Source organism: Pseudomonas sp. W17, from assembly GCF_040268305.1.
GTDB lineage: Bacteria > Pseudomonadota > Gammaproteobacteria > Pseudomonadales > Pseudomonadaceae > Aquipseudomonas > Aquipseudomonas protegens.
On record NZ_CP158490.1, the window covers coordinates 3,983,113 to 4,003,983 of the forward strand.

20 protein-coding genes are annotated in these 20,871 nt (G+C 64.6%); 12 read left to right on the forward strand and 8 right to left on the reverse strand.

What is annotated here, in order from left to right; genetic code table 11:
* Nucleotides 1-123: 123 nt before the first annotated feature.
* The 4 genes from ABCR88_RS18290 (at nt 124) to ABCR88_RS18305 (ending at nt 3,717) form a co-directional block, all read left to right on the forward strand.
* A complete protein-coding gene (locus ABCR88_RS18290) occupies nt 124-1,008 on the forward strand; it encodes an MBL fold metallo-hydrolase (RefSeq protein WP_041117725.1) in 885 nt (294 codons plus the stop codon).
* 30 nt (nt 1,009-1,038) lie between these two features.
* On the forward strand, nt 1,039-2,316 hold the full coding sequence (locus tag ABCR88_RS18295; protein WP_041117723.1) for an FAD/NAD(P)-binding oxidoreductase: 1,278 nt from the start codon (nt 1,039-1,041) through the stop codon (nt 2,314-2,316).
* Entirely contained in the window at nt 2,313-3,140 is an 828-nt protein-coding gene (locus tag ABCR88_RS18300; RefSeq protein ID WP_011060859.1) for a sulfite exporter TauE/SafE family protein, read from the forward strand. Before ABCR88_RS18295 ends, ABCR88_RS18300 begins: the two co-directional genes overlap by 4 nt.
* A gap of 238 nt (nt 3,141-3,378) precedes the next feature.
* Nucleotides 3,379-3,717 carry a DUF1232 domain-containing protein gene (locus tag ABCR88_RS18305; protein WP_283994744.1) on the forward strand — a complete coding sequence of 113 codons (339 nt, stop codon included), beginning with the start codon at nt 3,379-3,381 and terminating at the stop codon, nt 3,715-3,717.
* 75 nt (nt 3,718-3,792) lie between these two features.
* Here the strand turns inward: ABCR88_RS18305 and ABCR88_RS18310 are convergent, their stop codons facing one another.
* The 3 genes from ABCR88_RS18310 to ABCR88_RS18320 all read right to left on the reverse strand — a co-directional run bounded on the left by ABCR88_RS18310 (nt 3,793) and on the right by ABCR88_RS18320 (nt 5,781).
* Entirely contained in the window at nt 3,793-4,809 is a 1,017-nt protein-coding gene (locus ABCR88_RS18310) for a PDDEXK nuclease domain-containing protein (RefSeq protein ID WP_350402975.1), read from the reverse strand.
* A gap of 123 nt (nt 4,810-4,932) precedes the next feature.
* The gene (locus tag ABCR88_RS18315) at nt 4,933-5,343 is read right to left on the reverse strand and encodes a hypothetical protein (protein WP_041117715.1); all 411 of its coding nucleotides are present in this window, start codon (nt 5,341-5,343) and stop codon (nt 4,933-4,935) included.
* A 33-nt stretch (nt 5,344-5,376) separates the two neighbouring features.
* Complete coding sequence (locus ABCR88_RS18320; RefSeq protein ID WP_053150990.1) at nt 5,377-5,781, reverse strand: hypothetical protein; 405 nt, start codon at nt 5,779-5,781, stop codon at nt 5,377-5,379.
* Nucleotides 5,782-6,010: 229 nt separating this feature from the next.
* On the opposite strand from ABCR88_RS18320, the gene ABCR88_RS18325 reads away from it, so the two are divergent.
* The 8 genes from ABCR88_RS18325 (at nt 6,011) to ABCR88_RS18360 (ending at nt 15,298) form a co-directional block, all read left to right on the forward strand.
* Nucleotides 6,011-9,232 (forward strand): efflux RND transporter permease subunit, encoded by a 3,222-nt coding sequence (locus ABCR88_RS18325; RefSeq protein ID WP_350402978.1) that lies wholly within the window; start codon nt 6,011-6,013, stop codon nt 9,230-9,232.
* Entirely contained in the window at nt 9,222-10,388 is a 1,167-nt protein-coding gene (locus ABCR88_RS18330) for an efflux RND transporter periplasmic adaptor subunit (RefSeq protein ID WP_350402979.1), read from the forward strand. Before ABCR88_RS18325 ends, ABCR88_RS18330 begins: the two co-directional genes overlap by 11 nt.
* Nucleotides 10,372-11,793, forward strand: a complete 1,422-nt coding sequence (locus ABCR88_RS18335) for an efflux transporter outer membrane subunit (protein ID WP_350402981.1) — start codon at nt 10,372-10,374, stop codon at nt 11,791-11,793. Before ABCR88_RS18330 ends, ABCR88_RS18335 begins: the two co-directional genes overlap by 17 nt.
* A 125-nt stretch (nt 11,794-11,918) precedes the next feature.
* Nucleotides 11,919-12,098: a type II toxin-antitoxin system HicA family toxin gene (locus tag ABCR88_RS18340; protein WP_092315415.1), complete on the forward strand. Its 180-nt coding sequence runs from the start codon at nt 11,919-11,921 to the stop codon at nt 12,096-12,098.
* 43 nt (nt 12,099-12,141) lie between these two features.
* Nucleotides 12,142-12,549: a type II toxin-antitoxin system HicB family antitoxin gene (locus ABCR88_RS18345; RefSeq protein ID WP_102864418.1), complete on the forward strand. Its 408-nt coding sequence runs from the start codon at nt 12,142-12,144 to the stop codon at nt 12,547-12,549.
* A gap of 592 nt (nt 12,550-13,141) precedes the next feature.
* Nucleotides 13,142-13,444 (forward strand): transposase, encoded by a 303-nt coding sequence (locus ABCR88_RS18350; protein WP_350023010.1) that lies wholly within the window; start codon nt 13,142-13,144, stop codon nt 13,442-13,444.
* A gap of 26 nt (nt 13,445-13,470) precedes the next feature.
* Nucleotides 13,471-14,277: an IS3 family transposase gene (locus ABCR88_RS18355; RefSeq protein ID WP_350023009.1), complete on the forward strand. Its 807-nt coding sequence runs from the start codon at nt 13,471-13,473 to the stop codon at nt 14,275-14,277.
* A gap of 748 nt (nt 14,278-15,025) precedes the next feature.
* On the forward strand, nt 15,026-15,298 hold the full coding sequence (locus tag ABCR88_RS18360) for a hypothetical protein (RefSeq protein ID WP_350024001.1): 273 nt from the start codon (nt 15,026-15,028) through the stop codon (nt 15,296-15,298).
* 84 nt (nt 15,299-15,382) lie between these two features.
* Here the strand turns inward: ABCR88_RS18360 and msrA are convergent, their stop codons facing one another.
* The 5 genes from msrA to ABCR88_RS18385 all read right to left on the reverse strand — a co-directional run bounded on the left by msrA (nt 15,383) and on the right by ABCR88_RS18385 (nt 20,686).
* A complete protein-coding gene (gene msrA / locus ABCR88_RS18365; protein ID WP_350024000.1) occupies nt 15,383-15,832 on the reverse strand; it encodes a peptide-methionine (S)-S-oxide reductase MsrA in 450 nt (149 codons plus the stop codon).
* Nucleotides 15,833-15,843: 11 nt separating this feature from the next.
* Entirely contained in the window at nt 15,844-16,899 is a 1,056-nt protein-coding gene (locus ABCR88_RS18370) for a glycine betaine ABC transporter substrate-binding protein (RefSeq protein ID WP_065363813.1), read from the reverse strand.
* Nucleotides 16,896-18,968: an ATP-binding cassette domain-containing protein gene (locus ABCR88_RS18375; protein WP_350402985.1), complete on the reverse strand. Its 2,073-nt coding sequence runs from the start codon at nt 18,966-18,968 to the stop codon at nt 16,896-16,898. The genes ABCR88_RS18370 and ABCR88_RS18375 overlap by 4 nt, the downstream gene beginning before the upstream one ends.
* A 112-nt stretch (nt 18,969-19,080) precedes the next feature.
* Nucleotides 19,081-20,049 (reverse strand): aliphatic sulfonate ABC transporter substrate-binding protein, encoded by a 969-nt coding sequence (locus ABCR88_RS18380; RefSeq protein ID WP_041117698.1) that lies wholly within the window; start codon nt 20,047-20,049, stop codon nt 19,081-19,083.
* A 106-nt stretch (nt 20,050-20,155) separates the two neighbouring features.
* Nucleotides 20,156-20,686 (reverse strand): hypothetical protein, encoded by a 531-nt coding sequence (locus tag ABCR88_RS18385; protein WP_232512103.1) that lies wholly within the window; start codon nt 20,684-20,686, stop codon nt 20,156-20,158.
* Nucleotides 20,687-20,871 lie beyond the last annotated feature (185 nt).

The following is a 20,871-nucleotide window of genomic DNA, read 5'->3' on the forward strand; positions in this document are numbered from 1 at the left end:
AAAAACCGTCTAAACCAATGAACAGGCGCCAAACGACGCCGTTTCGGGTTGGCACGCTTATTGACACTTCAAGAAACGAGCGTCAGCGCAGACTGCCCTCACCTTCATTGCCTGGAGTGCCCCATGATCATCAGCGACACGCTGCGTGTAGAAGCCTTTTTCGACAGCCATACCTGGACCATCAGCTACCTGGTGATGGACCTGGCCAGCCGCCACTGCGCATTGATCGACAGCGTGCTGGACTACGACCCGAAATCCGGCCGCACCCACACCGAGTCCGCCGATCGCCTGATCGCCCGGGTGAAAGAGCTGGACGCCCGGGTCGACTGGATCCTGGAAACCCATGTGCATGCCGACCACCTGTCGGCCGCCGCCTACCTCAAGGCGCAGCTCGGGGCCCAGGTGGCCATCGGCAACCAGATCACCCGGGTGCAGAAGACCTTCGGCGCGCTGTTCAACGAAGCCCCGGCCTTTGCCCGGGACGGCAGCCAGTTCGACGTGCTGCTCGAAGACGGCGCCGAATTCGCCATCGGCGGCCTCACCGCGCGGGCCATGCACACCCCGGGGCATACCCCGGCCTGCATGACCTACCTGGTGCAGGTCGGCGACGAAACCCTGGCCTTTGTCGGCGACACCCTGTTCATGCCCGACTACGGCACCGCCCGCTGCGACTTCCCCGGGGCCGATGCTCGGACCCTGTACCGCTCCATCGGCAAGATCCTCGCCCTGCCCCCGCAAACCCGGCTGTTCATGTGCCACGACTACCTGCCCAACGGCCGCGAGCTGCAGTACATGACCACCGTCGCCGAGCAGCGCGCCAACAATATCCACATTCACCAGGGGGTCGACGAAGACAGCTTCGTGGCCATGCGCGAAGCCCGCGACGCGACCCTGGACATGCCGGTGCTGATCCTGCCTTCGGTGCAGGTCAACATGCGCAGCGGGCACTTCCCCGAGCCCGAGGACAACGGCGTGAGCTACCTGAAGATTCCCCTGAACACCCTATAACTATTACCTACTCCACACGGAGACCTTGCCATGCGCCCCTTCAACCCGGCCCTGCCCACTGTCGACGGCAGCCACCAGGTGCTGATCGTCGGTGGCGGTGCCGCCGGCATCGCCGTTGCTGCCAGCCTCTTGACCCGCGATCCACACCTGGACGTGGCACTCATCGACCCTGCCCGGCACCACTATTACCAACCCGGCTGGACCCTGGTGGGCGCCGGAGTATTCAGCGCCCAGTCCACCGAGCGCGCCATGGCCGAGCTGATGCCCCAAGGGGTCAAGTGGATCCAGGACGCGGTCAGCCGCTTCGACCCGGAACACAACGCCCTCGTACTGGAGGACGGCCGGGTGCTGGCCTATGACCAACTGATCGTCTGCCCCGGGCTCAAGCTCGACTGGGCCGCCATCGACGGCCTGCCCCAGGCCCTGGGCACCCACGGCGTGACCTCCAACTACCGCTACGACCTGGCGCCCTACACCTGGCAACTGGTGCAGCAACTGCAGCAGGGCGAGGCGCTGTTCAGCCAGCCGCCGATGCCGATCAAGTGCGCCGGAGCGCCACAAAAGGCCATGTACCTGTCCTGCGACCACTGGCTGCGCCACGGCCGCCTGGGGCCGATCAAGCCGCGCTTCCTGAATGCCGGCGGTGTGCTGTTCGGCGTCGCCGACTACGTGCCGGCGCTGATGGAATACGTGAAGAAATACGCCATCGAACTGGATTTCGGCCATAACCTGGTGGCGGTGAACGGCCCGGCCAAACGCGCGACCTTTGTCCGCACCCTGGCCGATGGCCGCCAGGAAACATTGGAACGGGCCTTCGATATGCTGCACGTGGTGCCTCCCCAGTGCGCCCCGGACTTCATCCGCCAGAGCCCCCTGGCGGACGCCGCCGGCTGGATCGACGTCGACCCGGGCAGCCTGCGCCACAAGCGCTACGTGAACATCCACGGCCTGGGGGACGCCACCAATACCAGCAATGCCAAGACTGCCGCAGCGGCACGCAAACAAGCACCGGTGGTGGCCAACAATGTGCTGGTTGCCCTTAAGCGCCTGACCCGCCTGGCCGAATACGACGGCTACGGTTCCTGCCCGCTGACCGTGGAACGGGGCAAGATCGTCCTCGCCGAATTCACCTATGGCGGCAAGCTGGCTCCGAGTTTCCCGCGCTGGCTGCTGGACGGGCGCCAGCCAACCCGTCGCGCCTGGTGGCTGAAGGAACGGATCCTGCCACCGCTGTACTGGCGCGGCATGCTCAAGGGCCACGAATGGCTGGCCCACCCGACCCTGGCCACGGACACCCCGAAAGCATGAGCGAACACAGTCTTCTGGGCGCCGGGCTGGGGGCGATCATCGGTGCGATCCTGGCCCTGACCGGGGCCGGTGGCGGCATCCTCGCCGTGCCGCTCCTGGTCTTCGGCCTGGGCCTGAGCATGGTCGAGGCCGCGCCCATCGGCCTGCTGGCGGTGGGCCTGGCAGCCAGCGTCGGCGCGGTGCTGGGCTTGCGCCAGGGCATCGTGCGCTACCGCGCGGCGGGGTTCGTGGCCGGCATCGGCATCCTCATGGCGCCGCTGGGCCTGTGGCTGGCCCACCGCCTGCCCAACCTGCCGCTGGCGCTGCTGTTCTCCCTGGTGCTGCTGTACGCCTGCGGGCGCATCCTGCGCAAGGCCAGCCTGGAACTGAAACAGGGCCAGCCGGCGCCGCGCCCGGCCTTCATGCCCTGCGTGCTCAACCCGGCCCAGGGCCGCCTGCGCTGGACCCTGCCCTGCGCCCGGGCGCTGACCTTCACCGGAATGCTCTCGGGGCTGCTTTCCGGGCTGCTGGGGGTGGGTGGCGGCTTCGTCATCATCCCGGCCCTGAGCCGCTACACCAACCTGGACAGCAAGAGCATCGTCGCCACCTCACTGGCGGTGATCGCCCTGGTCTCCCTGGGCAGCGTGGTCACCGCCAGCCTCAGCGGGATCATGCACTGGGCGGTGGGCGCGCCCTTTGCCCTGGGGGCGGTCCTGGGGCTGGTGCTGGGACGCCAGGTAGCCAGCCACCTGGCCGGCCCGCGGTTGCAACAGCTGTTCGCCATCACCGGGATCCTCGCTGCCCTGCTGCTGGCCGGCGGCGCCCTGGGGCTGATTGCCCCTTGACCCCTTCGCCAGCCGGCTCCTGCAGCACCGTGTACGCCCCACACGTAGGCGCTGGCTTGCCAGCGAAGGCGTACTCACAGGCGCCCCTGTCCTGAAGCAAGATTCACGGCGCCTGGTCCGGCCCTTTCGCCGGCAAGCCGGCTCCTACGCTGAGAACGACCGGGGAAATATTGGCCTCTGCCGGTCCAGCGCTCGGGTGGCGACCATGACCTGGACCCATGTCTCTCAGGAGTGCGCCATGTCCACCGCCCAGTCCCTTGAACTCTGTTTCTGGCGCAAGATCGGCCGCTACGCCTCGCGCATCGGCCGGGCCTTGATCCAGAAAGCCCTATGGCTCTACTACGCCGCGCAACGGCCGCAAACCCCGATCTGGGCCAAGACCACCATCTATGCCGCCCTGGGTTACTTCGTACTGCCGCTGGACCTGATCCCCGACCTGCTCCCCGGGGCCGGGTACGTGGATGATCTCGGCCTGTTGACCGGCTCAGTGGTGACAGTGGCCGCCCACATCAACGCCGAGGTCCGGGAACAAGCCAGCGCGCGCCTGGCCGACTGGTTCGGCAGCGAGTCGGAATGAGCCAGAGGTCGGCGCCAGGCTGGGCATTCGACTCACCAAGGCAGTGCAGCGCCCCGGACACCATGGCCGCCCGACTCACCGCGCCTGGGTGTCCAGGGCATAGAACTCCTGCAACTTGGCCTGCAGCAGCTTCTTGTCCGGCAACTGGGTCCGGTACTCTGCGATCAGCGCCGGTGACAGGGAACGGTTGAGGGCATATTCCACCACCTCGTCCTCCTTGCTGGCACAGAGCAACACGCCCAGGGCCGGGTTCTCGTGGGGCTTGCGCACCTGGCGATCCAGGGCCTCCAGGTAGAAGTCCAGCTTGCCCAGGTACTCCGGCTCGAAGCGCCCGACCTTGAGTTCAACGGCCACCAGGCAATTCAACCCACGATGGAACAGCAGCAGGTCCAGGGCGAAATCTCGCCCGCCGACCTGCAGCGGATAGCCTGAAGCGACAAAGCAGAAGTCGCGCCCCATCTCGATCAGGAAATCCTTGAGTTGGCGCACCAGCCCCTGGTGCAGGTCGGCTTCGTCATGCCCCTGGGCCAGGCCGAGAAACTCCACCATGTAGGCATCCTTGAAGACCTTCAGGGCCTCGGGACGGGTTTGCTTCAAGGTGGCCGTGGCATTGGCCGGGTGGCTCAGCGTGCGTTCGAACAGCGCGGATTTGATCTGCCGTTCCAACTCGCGGGTCGACCACTGCTCCTGAATGGCCATGCGCAGGTAAAACTCGCGCTCTTGCGCGCATTTACCTTGCGCAAGAATGATCAGGTTCTGGGTCCAGGGTAATTGTGTCAGCACTGCTGACACTTTCTCCTCCCCTCGATAAACCTCATAGAACTGACGCATGCGGAACAGGTTACGCCGGGTAAAACCCCGCAGCCCCGGCTGCTGCCGCGCCAGGTAATCCGCCAATTGCCGGACCACGCCATCGCCCCATTCCGCCGCCTCGATCTTGCGGCTGATATAGGCCCCGACCTGCCAATACAGCTCCACCAGTTCAGTATTCACCGCGCGCACTGCCCGCTGCCGCGCGGCGGTGATCATTTGCGCCACTTCGCCAAATGCCACTTCGGTGGAGTAGATCGCCGCTTCAGCCTCTTGCTTCATGACGCACGCCCGCTTGCTGGGAGACAGGCCCCTATCATCCCGTGGCTCGCCATGGGCCTGAAGTCAGGCCCGTCTCTTTGTGGTGAGCGAAATGTCCTTGTTTGAGCGCGGTAAACAGCCCCGTCAGCCGGGCATGCAATTGAAGTCGTGGGTACTGGCTACCTGCTTGCCCTTGGCGTCATACAGGCGCGCCGACACCTCGTTCCCCAGGCTCGACTCCACCAGTTTGTAATGCTCCCCGGCCTTGAAGCCGCCGTAGCTGATGTGGCCGTCACAGTCTTGCTGGTTGGAGTCGCCGACGTTCTCTTCAAACAGGGTCACGTCCAGGCGGTGAGCACCGGGCTTGACCTGGAAATAGCGACCATCGTCGATCTTCTGCCCGTCCACCCGTTCGGCCATCAGGTCGTTGGGCGCCTCTTCCTGCAGGCCGATCCAGGCCTGGCTGGGATCGGGTCGAGGCATGGGCCCGGCGCAAGCGCCGAGCAGGCACGCGAGGCCCAGGACGGGTATCAGCAGCAGCGGTTTGAGTGTCATGAAAATCTACCTTGGCAATGGAAAAAAGAAGCCCTACAGGCAACTGAACGGCCGGCTCTGGGCCACCTGCCGGCCCTGGGCGTCCAGCAGAGCGGCGCTGACGTCCTGGCCCTGGCTGGACTCCACCAGTCGGTAATGCCCCCCCGCCTGGAACCCGGCATAGTCCAGGTGCCCCAGGCAGTCGGGTTGCGCCGAGTTGCCGTTGGCCCCTTGCAGCAAGGCCATCCGCAAGCGGTGCTGGCCGGGGCTGACCTGGAAGTAGCGGCCATCGTTCAGGCGCTTGCCATCGACGCTGTCGGCCAGCAAGTCGTTGGGCGACTCCGGAGAAAGATCGATCCAGGCCTGCTGAGGATCGGCCTTGGGCAGCGGCCCGGCACAGGCCGAAAGCAGGCACACCAGGCCAAGGCCCGGCAGCAGCAACAAGGGTTTGAGGGACATGGAAGAAACCTCGCAAATGACAGTAATGAGTGCGGCGCAGGCCCGGAAAAATCGCCGGCACCGATAGCCATCAAGCTTGTCGAGGCCCCGAAGCAAGAACAAATGAATCCACATGAAAGGAAATACAGGCCTTACCTAAAACTTCCTTCACCTGGCTGAAAGCCGCGTGTTAGGTGGGTCGCTGCAGGCTGCCGAGGTTTGCAACCCCACTCCCTCGGAGGTTTTCGGCATGCTCGGGCTGGTCAAGACCGCACTGCTCAAGCCCTACACGTTCATCGTGCTGGCGATATTCATCTGCATCATCGGGCCCCTGGCGGCCCTGCGTACCCCCACCGACGTGTTTCCGGATATCGGCATCCCGGTGGTGGCGGTGGTCTGGCAGTACAACGGCCTGTCACCGGATGCCATGGCCGGGCGGGTGATCTACACCTACGAGCGCTCCCTGAGCACCACGGTCAACGACATCGAGCACATCGAATCGCAGTCGCTGCCGGGCATGGGCATCGTCAAGATCTTCTTCCAGCCCGGGGTCGATATCCGCACCGCCAACGCCCAGGTGACAGCCGTTTCACAAACCGTGCTCAAGCAGATGCCGCCGGGCATCACCCCGCCGCTGATCCTCAACTACAGCGCCTCGACGGTGCCGATCCTGCAGATGGCCTTCTCCAGCCCGACCCTGTCGGAGGCGAAGATCCGCGACCTGGTGCAGAACAACATCCGCCTGCCCCTGAGCTCCCTGCCCGGCCTGGCCATGCCCACCCCCATGGGCGGCAAGCAGCGGCAGATCACCCTCGACCTGGACCCACAAGCCCTGGCCGCCAAGGGCCTGTCGGCCCAGGACGTGGGCAATGCCCTGGCGGCGCAGAACCAGATCATCCCGGTGGGCACCGCCAAGCTGGGCAGCGATGAATACACGGTGCTGCTGAACAACAGCCCGACCGCCATCGAGGAGCTCAACGACCTGCCGATCAAGACCGTGGACGGCGCGCTGATCACCATCGGCCAGGTGGCCCACGTGCGCGACGGCTCGCCGCCGCAGACCAACATCGTGCGGGTCGACGGACGCCGCGCGGTGCTGATGCCGGCCCTGAAGAACGGCAATATCTCCACCCTGTCGATCGTCGACGGCATCCGCCAGATGCTGCCGCGCATCAATGAGACCCTGCCGCCAGCGCTGAAGACCTCACTGCTGGGGGACGCCTCGGTGTTCGTCAAGCAGTCGGTGGGCAGCGTGGCCCAGGAAGGCATCATCGCCGCCCTGCTGACCAGCGCGATGATCCTGCTGTTCCTCGGTAGCTGGCGCTCCACACTGATCATCGCCGCCTCGATTCCCCTGGCGGTGCTCTCGGCCATTGCCCTGCTGGCGCTCAGCGGCCAGACGCTGAATGTGATGACCCTGGGCGGCCTGGCCCTGGCGGTGGGGATCTTGGTGGACGACGCCACCGTGACCATCGAGAACATCAACTGGCACCTGGAGCAGGGCAAGGCGGTCAAGCAGGCCATCCTCGACGGCGCCAAGCAGATCGTCGGCCCGGCCTTCGTCTCGCTGCTGTGCATCTGCATCGTCTTCGTGCCGATGTTCCTGCTGCAGGGCATCGCCGGCTACCTGTTCCGGCCCATGGCACTGGCGGTGATCTTCGCCATGGCCAGCTCGTTCATCCTCTCACGGACCCTGGTGCCCACACTGGCCATGTACCTGCTCAAGCCGCACACGCCAGAAGCCGGGCCCGGGCATCACCCGGAAGACGCCTTCATCAACCACCACGAAGGCGAACAGCACACCAAGCCGCGCAATGCCCTGGTGCGCGGGCTATTGGCCTTTCAACAAGGTTTTGAGGCGCGTTTCTCCACTGTGCGCGACACCTACCACGGCCTGTTGCATCTGGCCCTGGGCAGACGCAAGACCTTCATCATCGGCTTCTTGGCCTGCGTGCTGGCCTCCTTCGCCCTGCTGCCGAGCCTGGGCCAAGACTTCTTCCCCGCCACCGACGCCGGGGCCCTGGCCCTGCATGTGCGGCTGCCCCTGGGCACGCGGATCGAGGAAAGCGCGGCGGCGTTCGACCGTATCGAAGGGCGGATTCGCGAAGTGATCCCGGCCGAGCAACTGGACAGCATCATCGACAACATCGGCATCCCCCTGAGCGGCATCGACATGGCCTACAGCAACAGCGGCACCATCGGCCCCCAGGACGGTGACATCCAGATCACCCTCAAGCCCGGCCACACCCCCAGCGCCGAGCTGGAGAAACAGCTGCGCGAAGCCCTGCCGGAAAGCTTCCCCGGCAGCCAGTTCGCCTTCCTGCCGGCGGACATCAGCAGCCAGATCCTCAACTTCGGCGCCCCGGCCCCGCTGGACGTGAAAATCTCCGGGCCCGATGACGCGGCCAACCGCGCCTTCGCCCTGGAACTGCAACGGCGCCTGCAACATGTGCCGGGCATTGCCGACCTGCGGATCCAGCAGTCCACCGGCTACCCGTCACTGCAGGTCAAGGTCGACCGCCTGCGGGCCAACGGCCTGGGGATCACCGAGCGTGACGTGACCAACAGCATGGTGGCGTCCTTGGCCGGCAGCTCCCAGGTGGCGCCGACCTTCTGGCTCAACCCGAAGAACGGCGTGTCCTACTCCATCGTCGCCGCCACCCCGCAGTACCGCCTGGACAGCCTGCCGGCCCTGGAGGCGCTGCCGGTCACCGGCAGCAACGGCCAGTCGCAGATCCTCGGCGGCCTGGCGGACATCTCCCGGGTCGAGAGCCCGGCGGTGGTCAGCCACTACAACATCCAGCCGACCCTGGACCTGTATGCCAACGTGCAGGGCCGCGACCTGGGTGCCGTGGCCCACGACATGCAAAAGGTTCTGGACGACGCCGCGGCCCTACGGCCCAAGGGCGCCACGGTCAGTCTGCACGGGCAGATCGACGCCCTGCACGAAGCCTTCAGCGGCCTGAGCCTGGGCCTGCTGGGGGCGGTGGTGCTGATCTACCTGTTGATCGTGGTCAACTTCCAGTCCTGGGTCGATCCGTTCGTAATCATCACCGCGCTGCCGGCAGCCCTGGCCGGGATCGTCTGGATGCTGTTCTTGAGTGGCACCTCGCTGTCGGTGCCGGCGCTGACCGGGGCCATCCTGTGCATGGGGGTGGCCACCGCCAACTCGATCCTGGTGGTGAGTTTTTGCCGCGAGCGCCTGGCGGAACACGGCGATGCCCTCAAGGCCGCGCTGGAAGCCGGCTACACGCGCTTTCGCCCGGTGTGCATGACCGCCCTGGCGATGATCATCGGCATGCTGCCCCTGGCCCTGTCCGAGGAACAGAACGCCCCACTGGGCCGCGCGGTGATCGGCGGGCTGCTCCTCGCCACCGTCGCCACCCTGATTTTTGTCCCCGTGGTCTTCAGCCTGGTCCACGGCCGCCGTCCCCAATCCGCTGTTGCTGGAGAAAACACCCATGTCGCCTGATCACACCCCTTCGCGCAAACGCCTGATGCTACTGGGCATCGGCGGCCTGAGCCTGGCCGCCCTGCTGGTGGCCAGCGGCCTGGCCGCACGTACCCGGCATGAACGGGCCGTCGTTGCCTGGACCGAAACCGCCGCCGTACCGCAGGTGCTGGTGTTCCAGCCGCAGCACAACCTACTGGGCGACACCCTGCGCCTGCCGGCACACCTGGAGGCCTGGAGCAAGGCGCCGATCCATGCCCGGGTCAGCGGCTACCTCAAGGACTGGACCCAGGACATAGGCGCCAAGGTGAGCGCCGGGCAAGTGCTGGCCCATATCGACAGCCCCGACCTGGACCAGCAAGTGGCCCAGGCCCGGGCGCGGATGATCCAGCAACAAGCCAATGCCCGGCTGGCCCAGACCACCGCCGAGCGCTGGCAGAACCTCTTGGCCAGCCATTCGGTATCGCGCCAGGAAGCCGATGAAAAGACCTCCAACGCAGCCGCCGCCAAAGCCAATGCCGAGGCGGCCGCCGCCGACTATGCGCGGCTCTCGGCGCTGGAGGACTACAAGACCATTCGTGCGCCGTTCGCCGGTACCATCACCGCCCGCCACACCGACATCGGCCAGTTGATCAAGGCCGACAACGACAGCGACCCGGAGCTGTTCGACCTGGCGGACACCCACAAACTGCGGCTCTACGTGCCGATTCCGCAGAACTACGCCAGCGTGATCCGCCCCGGCCTGCAAGCGCAGTTGACGGTGCCCGAGCACCCCGGCCAGCACTTCAGCGCGCAACTGCTGGGCGACTCCACCGCCATCGACCCACGCTCCGGCACCCTGCTGGCGCAGTTCGTCGCCGCCAACCCGGACGGCGCGCTGATGCCCGGTGAGTATGCCGAAGCCACACTGGCCATCCCTGCCGACACCCACGGTGTGAGCATCCCCGCCAGCGCCCTGATCTTCCGCGCCCAGGGCACCCAGGTGGCGGTGATCGACGGTTCCCGCCACGTGCACCTGCGCAGCATCCATATCGGCCTGGACCTGGGCGAGCGGCTGGTGATCGACCAGGGCCTGCAAGCCAGCGATCACGTCATCGACAACCCGCCGGACGCCCTGCGCGAAGGCGACCTGGTGCAACTGGCCGACGCGGGAGGCGAACATGCGCCCAAGGCTTAAGCCCCTCGCCGCCCTGCTGTTGCTGGCCCTGCACGGCTGCTCCCTGGCGCCCCACTACCAGGTGCCGCCCATTGACCTGCCAGCGCACTACCGCGAACAGAGCAGCGACGGCCCCTGGCACCCGGCCGCCGCGCCCCAAAGCCTCGCCGAGCAATGGTGGCTGCTGTACCAGGACCCGCGTCTGGATGACCTGCAACAACGCCTGCTCCGAGCCAACCCGGATCTGGCGGCGGCCCTGGCCCACTACGACGGCGCCCAGGCCTACGCCAGCCAGCTGCAGGCCGGGCTGTTCCCGCAGATCAGCGCCAGCGCCCAACCGTTGCGCCAGCGCCAGTCGGACAGCCGCCCCCTGCGCGGCAGCACGCAACCGTCGATCTACAACAGCAACAGCGCCGGTTTTGCCCTGAGCTTCGACCTCGACCTCTGGGGCCGGATTCGCAATCAAGCCGCAGCCGGCGATGCCCAGGCCCAGGCCTCCGGCGACGACCTCGCGGCGGCGCGCCTGAGCCTGCAAAAACAATTGGCGAGTCTGTATGTGCAACTCAATGGCCTGGACGCCCAGAGCCGCATCCTCAGCCACTCCCTGGAGGATTACGCCCAGGCCCTGCAACTGACCCGCGACCGCTATCAGGGGCAGATCGCCTCGGAACTGGACCTGACCCGGGCCCAGAGCCAACTGGCCAGCGCCGAGGCGGAACTGGACGAAGTGCGCGCCCAGCGCAACCTCACCGAACATGCGATTGGCGAACTGGTGGGCGAACCGGCCAGCCGCTTCAGCCTGGCGCCCTCTTCGCAACTGCTGAGCCTGCCGAGTATTCCCCAGCAACTGCCCAGCACCCTGCTGCAACGAAGGCCGGACATTGCCGCCGCCGAACGCCGGGTCTACGCCGCCAATGCCGGCATCGGCATCGCCCGCGCCGCCTGGTATCCGGATTTCAGCCTGACCGGCATGCTCGGCGGCCAGACCCAGGGCGTGGGCAATCTGTTGGCGGCGGGTAATCGCTATTGGGCCCTGGGGCCGTTGGTGAACCTGCCGATTTTTGACGGCGGGCGGCTGAGCGCCAATGAGCGCCAGGCCCACGCCGAGTTTGAAGAGGCTGCCGCCCATTACCGTGGGCAAGTGCTGCGGGCGGTGCGCGAGGTGGAGGATAACCTGGGGCAACTGCGGGATTTGCACCAGGAAGCGCTGGACCAACAGGCGGCGGTGAATGCTGCCGAGCACACGCAGACCTTGGCGATGAACAGCTATCAGGCCGGAGCAGTGAGTTATCTGGATGTGGTGACGGCGCAGACCGCAGCCTTGCAGGCCCAGCGGGGGTTGCAGGCGGTGCAGACAAGGGAGTTGCAGGCCAGTGTGGGGTTGGTGGTGGCGTTGGGTGGAGGAGAGTCAGCGTCAAGTTTGTAGCGGCAAGCGGCAAGCTAAAAGCTTGAGGTTTACCGCCTCGCCCTATGCGTCGCCAACCGTTGCTGATAGTGTTGAGCGCGAAAAAGTAGTTATCATACCCACCACAACAGGGAGTTGAAAGCGATGTGAACAGCCGGCAACTCATCGCCCAGATCGAAGCAGATGGTTGGTATCTGGTCAGGGTCAAGGGCAGTCACCACCACTTCAAACACCCAACCAAGCCAGGCCTGGTCACCATTCCCCATCCCAAAAAAGATCTACTGGCCAAAACGGTAAGCAGCATATTGAAACAAGCCCGGCTCTAACCACCCAGGCTCGACGCTCCCAGGTCCGAAGGAGGATCAGTCCATGCTCTATCCCATTGCCATTCTCCCCGGTGACGACCAACACGCCTGGGGTGTGGAAGTACCCGATATTCCTGGCTGCTTCTCCGCCGGTGACGACCTCGACGACGCCATGGCCATGGCCCGCGAAGCCATCGAAGGCCACCTGGAATTACTGGCCGAAGAAGGAGCAGCCATCCCCACCGCGCGCACAGTGACCCTCCACGCCGCCAATCCCCAGTATCAAGGCTGCACTTGGGCCGTGATTGATATCGACATCACTCGCTACATGGGCAAGGCGGAAAAACTCAACATCACGCTGCCGGGCTATTTGCTGAATCGAATTGATGAATATGTGAAACATCATCCGGAACAGAAAAGCCGATCGGGCTTTTTGGCTCAGGCTGCGTTGAGGGTCTTGCAGGGCGTTTGAGGGTTTTGATTGAAAGGGTGAGGGTTCAGGCTTTGGCTTTGCTCTCCCGTCAGGAGACCGGAGCGAGGCGCCGGATGCTGGGGCAGGAGCCTTTTGGTTATTCTGGGCTGGACCGGCATTCCGGCTTTGCCAAAGTGATTCGCTCTTACCGCGAGTTCTGGGTACATATCCTTTGCTGCGGTTACGGCCGCTTAGGGTTTCGCCCTTACGGCGACTCACTTTGGAAAAGCCCCAAAGTAAGCAAAGGGCTCCTGCCCCTCCACTCGGTGCCTCGCCTAGGCTCGGCATGCCCTCACTCCGGCATTGATCCGTGGGCCGCCGCAATGGGCCATCCCTGGCCCAGTGCGGCTAACCCGGCGTCCTGCCGGGTTACCCACGGATCAATGCCTGCGTTCGGCCATCGTGTCTAAAGGGGCAGGAAGATCAAAAGCAAGATCAAAAGCAAAGGCAAAATCTGACGGCGGCCTGCCGGCCGGCCTGGAGATTGATCGGTGTGCACCGCCCCCCTGTAGGAGCTGGCTTGAACTGGCCTAATAATTTTGGACACCCAAATCGGGCGCTATGATGGCGCCCAAATCAGAGGTGTTTGGATATGCGTAATTCTTATTCGGGTGAGTTCAAGCTCAAGGCGGCCAGCATGGTGTTGGACGAGGGACTATCGGTTCCCGAGGTTTGCGCCAGTTTGAGTGTTGGTCCTACGGCGCTGCGTCGCTGGGTTGAACAAGTTCGTCAAGAGCGCCAGGGATCGATTCCGGTCGGGGCCAAAGCGATTACCGCCGATCAGCGAGAAATCCAACAACTCAAAGCCTTGCTCAGGCAAAAAGATCAGGATATCGAAATCCTAAAAAAGGCCAGTGCTCTCCTGCTGTTGGACGCCAAAGATCACTCTCGCTGATCGATGAGCTGGGTGAGCAATACGGCGTGAACAAGTGCTGCCGCGTGCTGGGAATTAGCCGCAGCAGCTTTTACGCATGGCGCGAGCGCCAAGGCCGAGCTCGGCCCGAACGAGAGAAGCTCAAAGCCTTGCTGGTCAAGCACCATAAGGCTTCCAGGGCATCTGCCGGCTCGCGCACCCTGGCCAAGGTGCTGCAAGCCAATGGGCATAGTGTCGGACGGTACATGGCTCGCAGCCTGATGCGAGAAGCCGGTATCGCCAGTCGTCAGCGTCGACGCCACAAGTACAAGTCCTCCGGCGTGGAAGCGCTGGTGGCGCCCCACGTGCTCAAGCGTCAGTTTGAGGTTACGGCGATGAATCAGGTGTGGTGCGGCGACGTCACGTACATCAAGGTCGGCAAGCGCTGGCTGTATTTTGCCGCAGTTCTGGACTTGTTCGCCCGCAGGATCGTGGGCTGGTCGTTTTCGATGATCTCTGATGCCTCGCTGACCTGTGAAGCCTTGCGGATGGCCGTCGAGCTACGGGGGCGTCCCAAAGACGTGTTGTTTCACTCCGATCAAGGTTGCCAGTACACCAGCCATAAGTTCAGGAATGAGCTGCTGGAACTTGGGCACCGGCAAAGTATGAGTCGTAAAGGTGAATGCTGGGACAACGCTGCGATGGAGCGTTTCTTTGGCAGTTTGAAGTCGGAGTGGGTACCTGAAACAGGCTACAGCTCGGAGCATGAGGCCCGAACGGATGTACAGCGCTACGTCATGCGCTACAACACCATCAGGCCTCACAGTTATAACGACTATTGGTCGCCGGTAGCGATGGAGAAACTGGCGGCGTAGAACCTTAATCGGTGTCCAGGATTACTTGACCAGTTCAGCTTGCCAGCGAAGGCGTCCGCCAGGGCGACGCATGTCTTGCGGGCCTCTTCGCCGGCAAGCCGGCTCCTACGGAAGCGCGTACAACGCGCTTGGGCTTTTGATCTTGCTTTTGCTTTTGCTTTTGATCTTCCTGCCCCTTCAGGAGGCCGAGCGTAGGCATTGCGCAGGGGGCAGCTCGGCATGGATGCCGAGCTAGCCGCCATCAGGCCATGGATGGCCTGTGGCGGCGTGCCCCCGGAGCAATGCCGGAGCGAGGGAACGCCGAGCCTAGGCGAGGCGCCGGATGCGGGGGCAGGAGCCCTTTGGTTACTTTGGGGCTTTTCCAAAGTGACTCGCCGTAAGGGCGAAACCGCCAGCCGCAACACCCGCAGCAATGGATATGTACCCCATCAAAACCAGCCACCAACAGTCGACACAACCACTCAAACATCACCTTCAATGCCCAATTGCACCGCTCTGGCATCCCCCCTATAGTTCGCCCACGCGGCAAAATCCGCGAGCGACCTTGGCCGGTCGAATATAGGAACGCATCCACTTTCAAACATCCTCGCAGTCGCTTTTGTCCCTGCGATCAAAGGTTATGACGGTGGTGCGCGGGACACCTCAAGGTGTGCTGTTGCCCTATCCCCGGCCAGCCTGCTCGCGCATCACTGCCCCAATCCTCACGGTCGGCAAAAAGACGATTGCTCTATAAGCAGGAGCCGTACCTATGACTGACCATCACCTCCCCCGCTTCACCCCCATCGACACCCACGACACCGAACACCCGGTGTTCTACCTCGATACCGACGCCCCCTTGAGCGACCTGGCCAGCAGCGCCGCCCACCGTTTCACCGTGGTTCGCGACCTGATGGACAGCCTGTCCACCCTGAAACTGAAAGACATCAGCGATTGCGACCTGACCCGCATCACCCGTGGCGTACACCTGCTGACACGAGAAGGCTGCGCGGTGCTGGAAGTGATTCAGTGGAGGGTTGTGTAGGAGCCGGCTTGCCGGCGAAGGCGGTCTTACGGGCCTCTTCGCTGGCAAGCCAGCGCCTACAAAAACCGGCGCACCTGCAAACGATCAGATGTGGCAACTGCTCAAGCCATTCTTCTCCAGGTAACGCTGGTGCGCTTCATCCGCCAGGTCGAAGCGGCCCAGGGACACGATCACCGTGGCCACGGGTTTGTTGAGGCGGCCAGAGTCTTGCAGCGCCACCTTGGCCGCCCTCGCCTGTTCGGCCTGCACGGCGTTGGTGTGGAAAATCGCCGAGCGATATTTCACCCCGCCATGTTCGCCCTGGCGGTCCACCGACGTCGGATCGTGCAGGCCCCAGAAGTGTTCGATCAGGGTCGAATACGCCAGCACCTGCGGGTCGAAATCCACCTGCACCACTTCAATCTGCAACGCCTCGTCACCCGCTTCCACGGCGTAGCCCACACGGGAATCCACTACCCCCGGCAGCGCCCGGAACGCGGCTTCCGCGCCCCAGAAGCAGCCAGCGCCGAAGGTCGCCTGTTCGAGGCTATTCACCGGCGCCCCGCTCATTGCGCCACTCCCACTTTCTCACCGCTGGCACCCAGCCAGCCATCAACGATCTGCGGATGCGCCGCGACCCATTCCTTGGCCGCCTGCGCCGCCGGTTGCTGTTCCTTTTCGATCTTGAGGATCAGGTCATTCAAAGCCTGGGGTTCGATGCTGAAGTTCTCCAGGAACGCGGCGATCCGTGGTGCGCGTTTTTGCAAGGCGCTGGAGGCCAGGACATAGACCCGTGCATCCGGGTAGGCGCAGGTGATCTTGCTCTTGCTCAGCCAATCGGCATCCACCGTCGGGCTGATGAATTTCCAGCAGCCGTCGGCCTTGTACAGCGGGTCGCCCTTTTTGTTGTCCTGGGCGTAGCCGTCGAACGCCGGTTCATCCAGGCGGCGCAGGTCGAAGGCGGAGAAGATCCAGTCCGGGGTGTAGGCGTAGAACACCACGCCGCGCTGGGCCTTGTAGGCCGCGGCGAGCTTGGCGTAGGTCACCGAGGCTTCGGTGGACACCGATTCGAATTTATCGGCAAAGCCGAAATCCTTGGCCTTGATCTCGCCGATGTAGGTCGATTCCCAACCCGCCGGGCCCACCAGCAGTTGCGCCTTGCCGCCGCCCAGGGGTTCGAAGAGTTTCGCCACTTCGGGCTTTTGCAGGTCGTAGACCGACTTCACGCCGTATTTGTCTTGCAGGTAGCCGGGGATGTAGAAGCCCTGAACCCCCAGGTACGGCTGCTTATTGGGCACCAGGGAACGGGTGCCGCCGGTGACGTATTTGGCCCAGGCGGCGGACTGGTTGGGCAGCCAGATATCGGTGAGCACGTCCACCGAGCCGTCGCCCTTGGCAGCGGCGGCGAACAGCACCGGAACGTCACCGGCGAGGTAGGAAACCTCGCCGTCGAGGCGGCTCTTGATCACTTCGCCAAGGATGTTCTGGATGGCGATGGCACCGGTCCAGTTCTGCTCGCCAATGACGATCTTGTCCTTGGCCAGCACCGGCAGGGACAACCCCAACAGCAGCGCGGCAGCGCCAAGGGTACGGGTAAACGACTTGTTCAAGGGACACCTCATGATTGATGCAATGTGCGATCCCGCTGGCGCAGGGTCGCTTGAATGATGCGGTCGGGAATCAGCGCGCAGAACACGATCGCGGCGCCGGCCAGCATGCCCTCGCCGCCCTTGATGTTGCGCAGCGCGGTCATCACGTCGTAGCCCAGGCCGCCGGCGCCGATCAGCGCCGCCACCACCACCATCGACAGGCTCATCACCAGGGTCTGGTTGATCCCCAGCAGCAAGGAGCCCGCAGCCAGGGGCAGTTCGACCTTGGTCAGGACCTGCCACGGCGTGGCGCCGTGGGCCAGGGCTGCTTCGACGGCGGTCTTGGGCACTTCCTGAATCCCCAGGGCAGTGAGGCGGATCATCGGCGCCAGGGCGAAGATCACCGTGGCGATCACCGCCGGGGTCTTGCCCACCGAGAAGAACGCCACCGCCGGGATCAGGTACACGAAGGTGGGCAAGGTCTGCATCACGTCCAGGAGCGGAGTGATCAGGCGCCGGGCCAGGGCGCGCTTGGCCAGGAGGATGCCGGCGGGTACGCCGATCAACAGCGAGATCAGCACCGAGGAGCCCACCAAGGCCAGGGTGGCGATGGTCCGCTCCCAGAAACCGAACAGGCCGATGTAGAGCAAGGCCGCGGCACTGGTCAGGGCCAGGGCGGCGCCGGCGCTGCGCCAGGCCAGCAGCACCAGGGCCAGGGCCGGCACCGGCCAGGGCAGCCAGCCCAGCAGGCTTTCGATGCTTTCGATCACCGTGCGCACGGCGACTATCACGCCGACGAAGGTGCTTTCGAACGTCACCTGGGACCAGGCAATCAGTTGATCGATGGCCGCGGCGGTGCCCAGCAGCACTTGGCGGTCGGCGGGAAATTGCAGCCAGGGGCCAGTGGCGTCGACGGCCAACACCCGCCACAGCACCAGGACCTGGGACAGCAGCAACACCAGCCACGGCAGACGCCAGTCCGAACGCCTCAGGCGGCTGGGACGGCGGGCCAGGGCCACACTCAACAGGCGGCTGGACAGCAAGCCGATGAGCGCCAGGGCGGCCCAGGCGAAACTGGCCGTGGCCAGCCCTTGCCCCAAGGCTGCGACCGCCCCCAATTCCAGGGCGAAGCCCAGCCAGTACAGGCCACCGCGACCGCTGGCGGCCAGGGCGGCGGGCCCCAGCAGCAGGGCCTGAGCAAAGGACAGTCCGGGGCTGAACGGCGCCGGGGTCGTCGCGCTCTTGCGCGGGGCAATCGTCGCCATCGGCGTGGCGCTGCGGGCGCCGTGTTCCTGGAAGAAGTCCGCCACTTCGGCATCCGCCGGCTGCTTCAGCAATTCCTCGGGGGTGCCAACCTGAATCAGCTGGCCGTGGCGCAGCACGGCGATGCGGTCCGCCAGGCGCAGGGCTTCCGCCGGGTCGTGGGTCACCAGCAAGGTGGTGATGCCGCGCTCGCGCACCACCTGCAGAAAGTGGCTTTGCAGGTCGCGGCGGATGGTCGGGTCCAGGGCGCTGAAAGGTTCGTCCATCAGCAGGATGTCAGGCTCGCTGACCAGGGCCCGGGCCAGACCGACCCGCTGCTGCATGCCGCCGGACAGCTCATGGGGATAGTGATCGCCCCAGCCGTCCAGGCCCATGGCGTGCAACTGCAGATCCGCCGCGGCATGGCGCAGAGCCTCGGGCTCGCCGCGCAGTTCCAGGGGCAAGGCAACGTTGTCGCGCACGCTGCGATGAGGCAGCAGGCCAAAATGCTGGAACACCATGCCGATGCGCCGGGAACGCAGGGTGCGCAGTTCCTGGGCCGAGAGTTGGCTGATGGCCGCACCGTCGATCAGCACCTCGCCGCTGCTGGGCTCGATCAACCGGTTGATATGCCGCAGCAAGGTGGACTTGCCGCTGCCGGAGGTGCCCATCAGGCACAGCACCTCGCCACGGCGCACCTGCAAGCTGACCTGCTGCACCGCAGGCGGCGCGCTCTGGCCACGGCGGCGGGAGTAGTGTTTGGTCAGGTTGCGCAACTCCAGCACCACCTCGGGGTTTTCCGCGAGCGGGCTGGACCAGGCTGGGACGGCAAAGGCCTCTTGGGGTTGAACGGCAGACACGGGAACTCCTGACGCCGGGCGCGGGATGGCGTGGCCGGCGGTGAACAAGAAAAAAAGGGGGCCAGGTTCGCTGTAGGAGCCGGCTTGCCGGCGAAAGCGATCTAACGGTCACTTACAACGATTTGGGGCTCCACAACTGCACGGCCCGGGCATCCACTGGCTTGGGCAAGAGCTTTTCCTGGTAGAAGGCATCGGCGATTTTCTGCTGCTCGCCCAAGGCGTCGGGCTTGACCGCTTCCACCTGGTAGGTGCGGCGGCTGTTGGCCAGTTCCACCGTCGGCACATCCAGATTGCCCCACAGCGGGCCCAGCAGTTTTGCCGCCTCGGCCGGGTGTGCCTTGACCCAGGTGCCGGTCTTCTGCAACTCGGCGAACACTTGCTGCAGCACCTCGGGATGGGCCTTGGCGTAGTCGTTGGAAGCCAGGTAGTAACGGCGATAGCTGGCCAGCCCCTGGCCGTCGTGCAGCACCCGCGCGCCCTGCTGGCGCTGGGCGCTGGCGACGAAGGGTTCCCAGGTGACCCAGGCATCGACCTTGGCGGTTTCCAGCGCCGCGCGGCCATCGGCCGGGGTCAGGTACACCGGCTGGATATCGGCAAAGCTCAGCCCGGCTTGGCGCAAGGCGGCGATCAGCAGGTAATGGCTGCCGGCGGCCTTGGTCACGGCAACGCGCTTGCCCTTGAGGTCAGCGAGGGATTTGAGCGGCGAATCCTTGGGGATGACGATGGACTGGGCCGCAGGCGATGGGGTTTCCGTGGCGAAATAGGTCAGCTTGGCCCCCGCCGCCTGGGCGAAGACCGGCACCGTGTCGGCGACATCGGCGCTGATGTCGACGTTGCCCACGTTCAGCGATTCCGCCAGCGGCAGGCCACTGGTGAATTCGTGCCAGGTGATGTTGACGCCCTGCCCCGCCAGTTGTTTTTCCAGGGTGCCCTGGGCCTTGAGCAGCGCCAGCAGGGTCGAGGATTTCTGGTAGCCGATACGCAGGTTGGTGTCGGCCTGGGCATTGAGCGCCATGCCCAGCGCCAGACCGGCCAGGGCGGTGATCGACAAGCTGCGACGCAAAGCAAAGGGCAGGCGCATGGGGGCGAACCTTCTGGGAGACAGGAAAGTCGCTAAAAGCTAATCGATCTAACAAATCTAAAATAAATACTTTTTAGGAATTAGCTTAGGTTCGTGCGACTGCCCCCTAACGGTCACAAGGCTTGGAACCGCCGAACTCGGTTTTGCGCAGGCAGAAGAAGCCGTTTTTCTTCAAGGTCAGCGGGGCCACGGCGCAAGGCAGCACGGCCTGATTGACCTCGATCGACACCCGCTCGCCCTGCAACTCGCGCTCGTCCAGCCGCAGCTCGCAACTGCCCGCCTGGTCACCTGCCGCGTAGCCGATATGGCTGATCACCCGGTTGTCCAGCTTGATCACCAGGGGGTTCTGCGCCGCCGAACAGACCGAGAGGCTGGGGTGGCGGGTGTTGATGCTCAGATGGTTGTCATCGCCGGTGGCCGCCGGGACCAGGGGAATGAACAGCAGCGACATCAGATGGTGGGACGGCGCGGAGGTCAGCTTCACATACAGCGGCTCGGGCCCGCAGGCCAGCTTGAACGAAGTGCCCTGGTCATATTTTCCCTTGCTGGCGTCCTGCCAACCGCCGAGGCTGTCGGCCTTCCAGTCGTGGCCCCATTTGTAATCGATACAACCCCCCAGGCTCAGAGCCAGGGCCAAACAGAGCGCCATCCTGTGCATAGTCGATATCCCGTGCGAAAAGTTCGCCAGTGTACGCCAGGACCAGCGGCTGACGATGCCCTTGTAGGAGCTGGCTTGCCAGCGAAAGCGTCAGCACTGGCGATACAGGTCTTGCGGGCCCCTTCGCCGGCAAGCCGGCTCCTACGGGAATAGTGGCGTGGGCG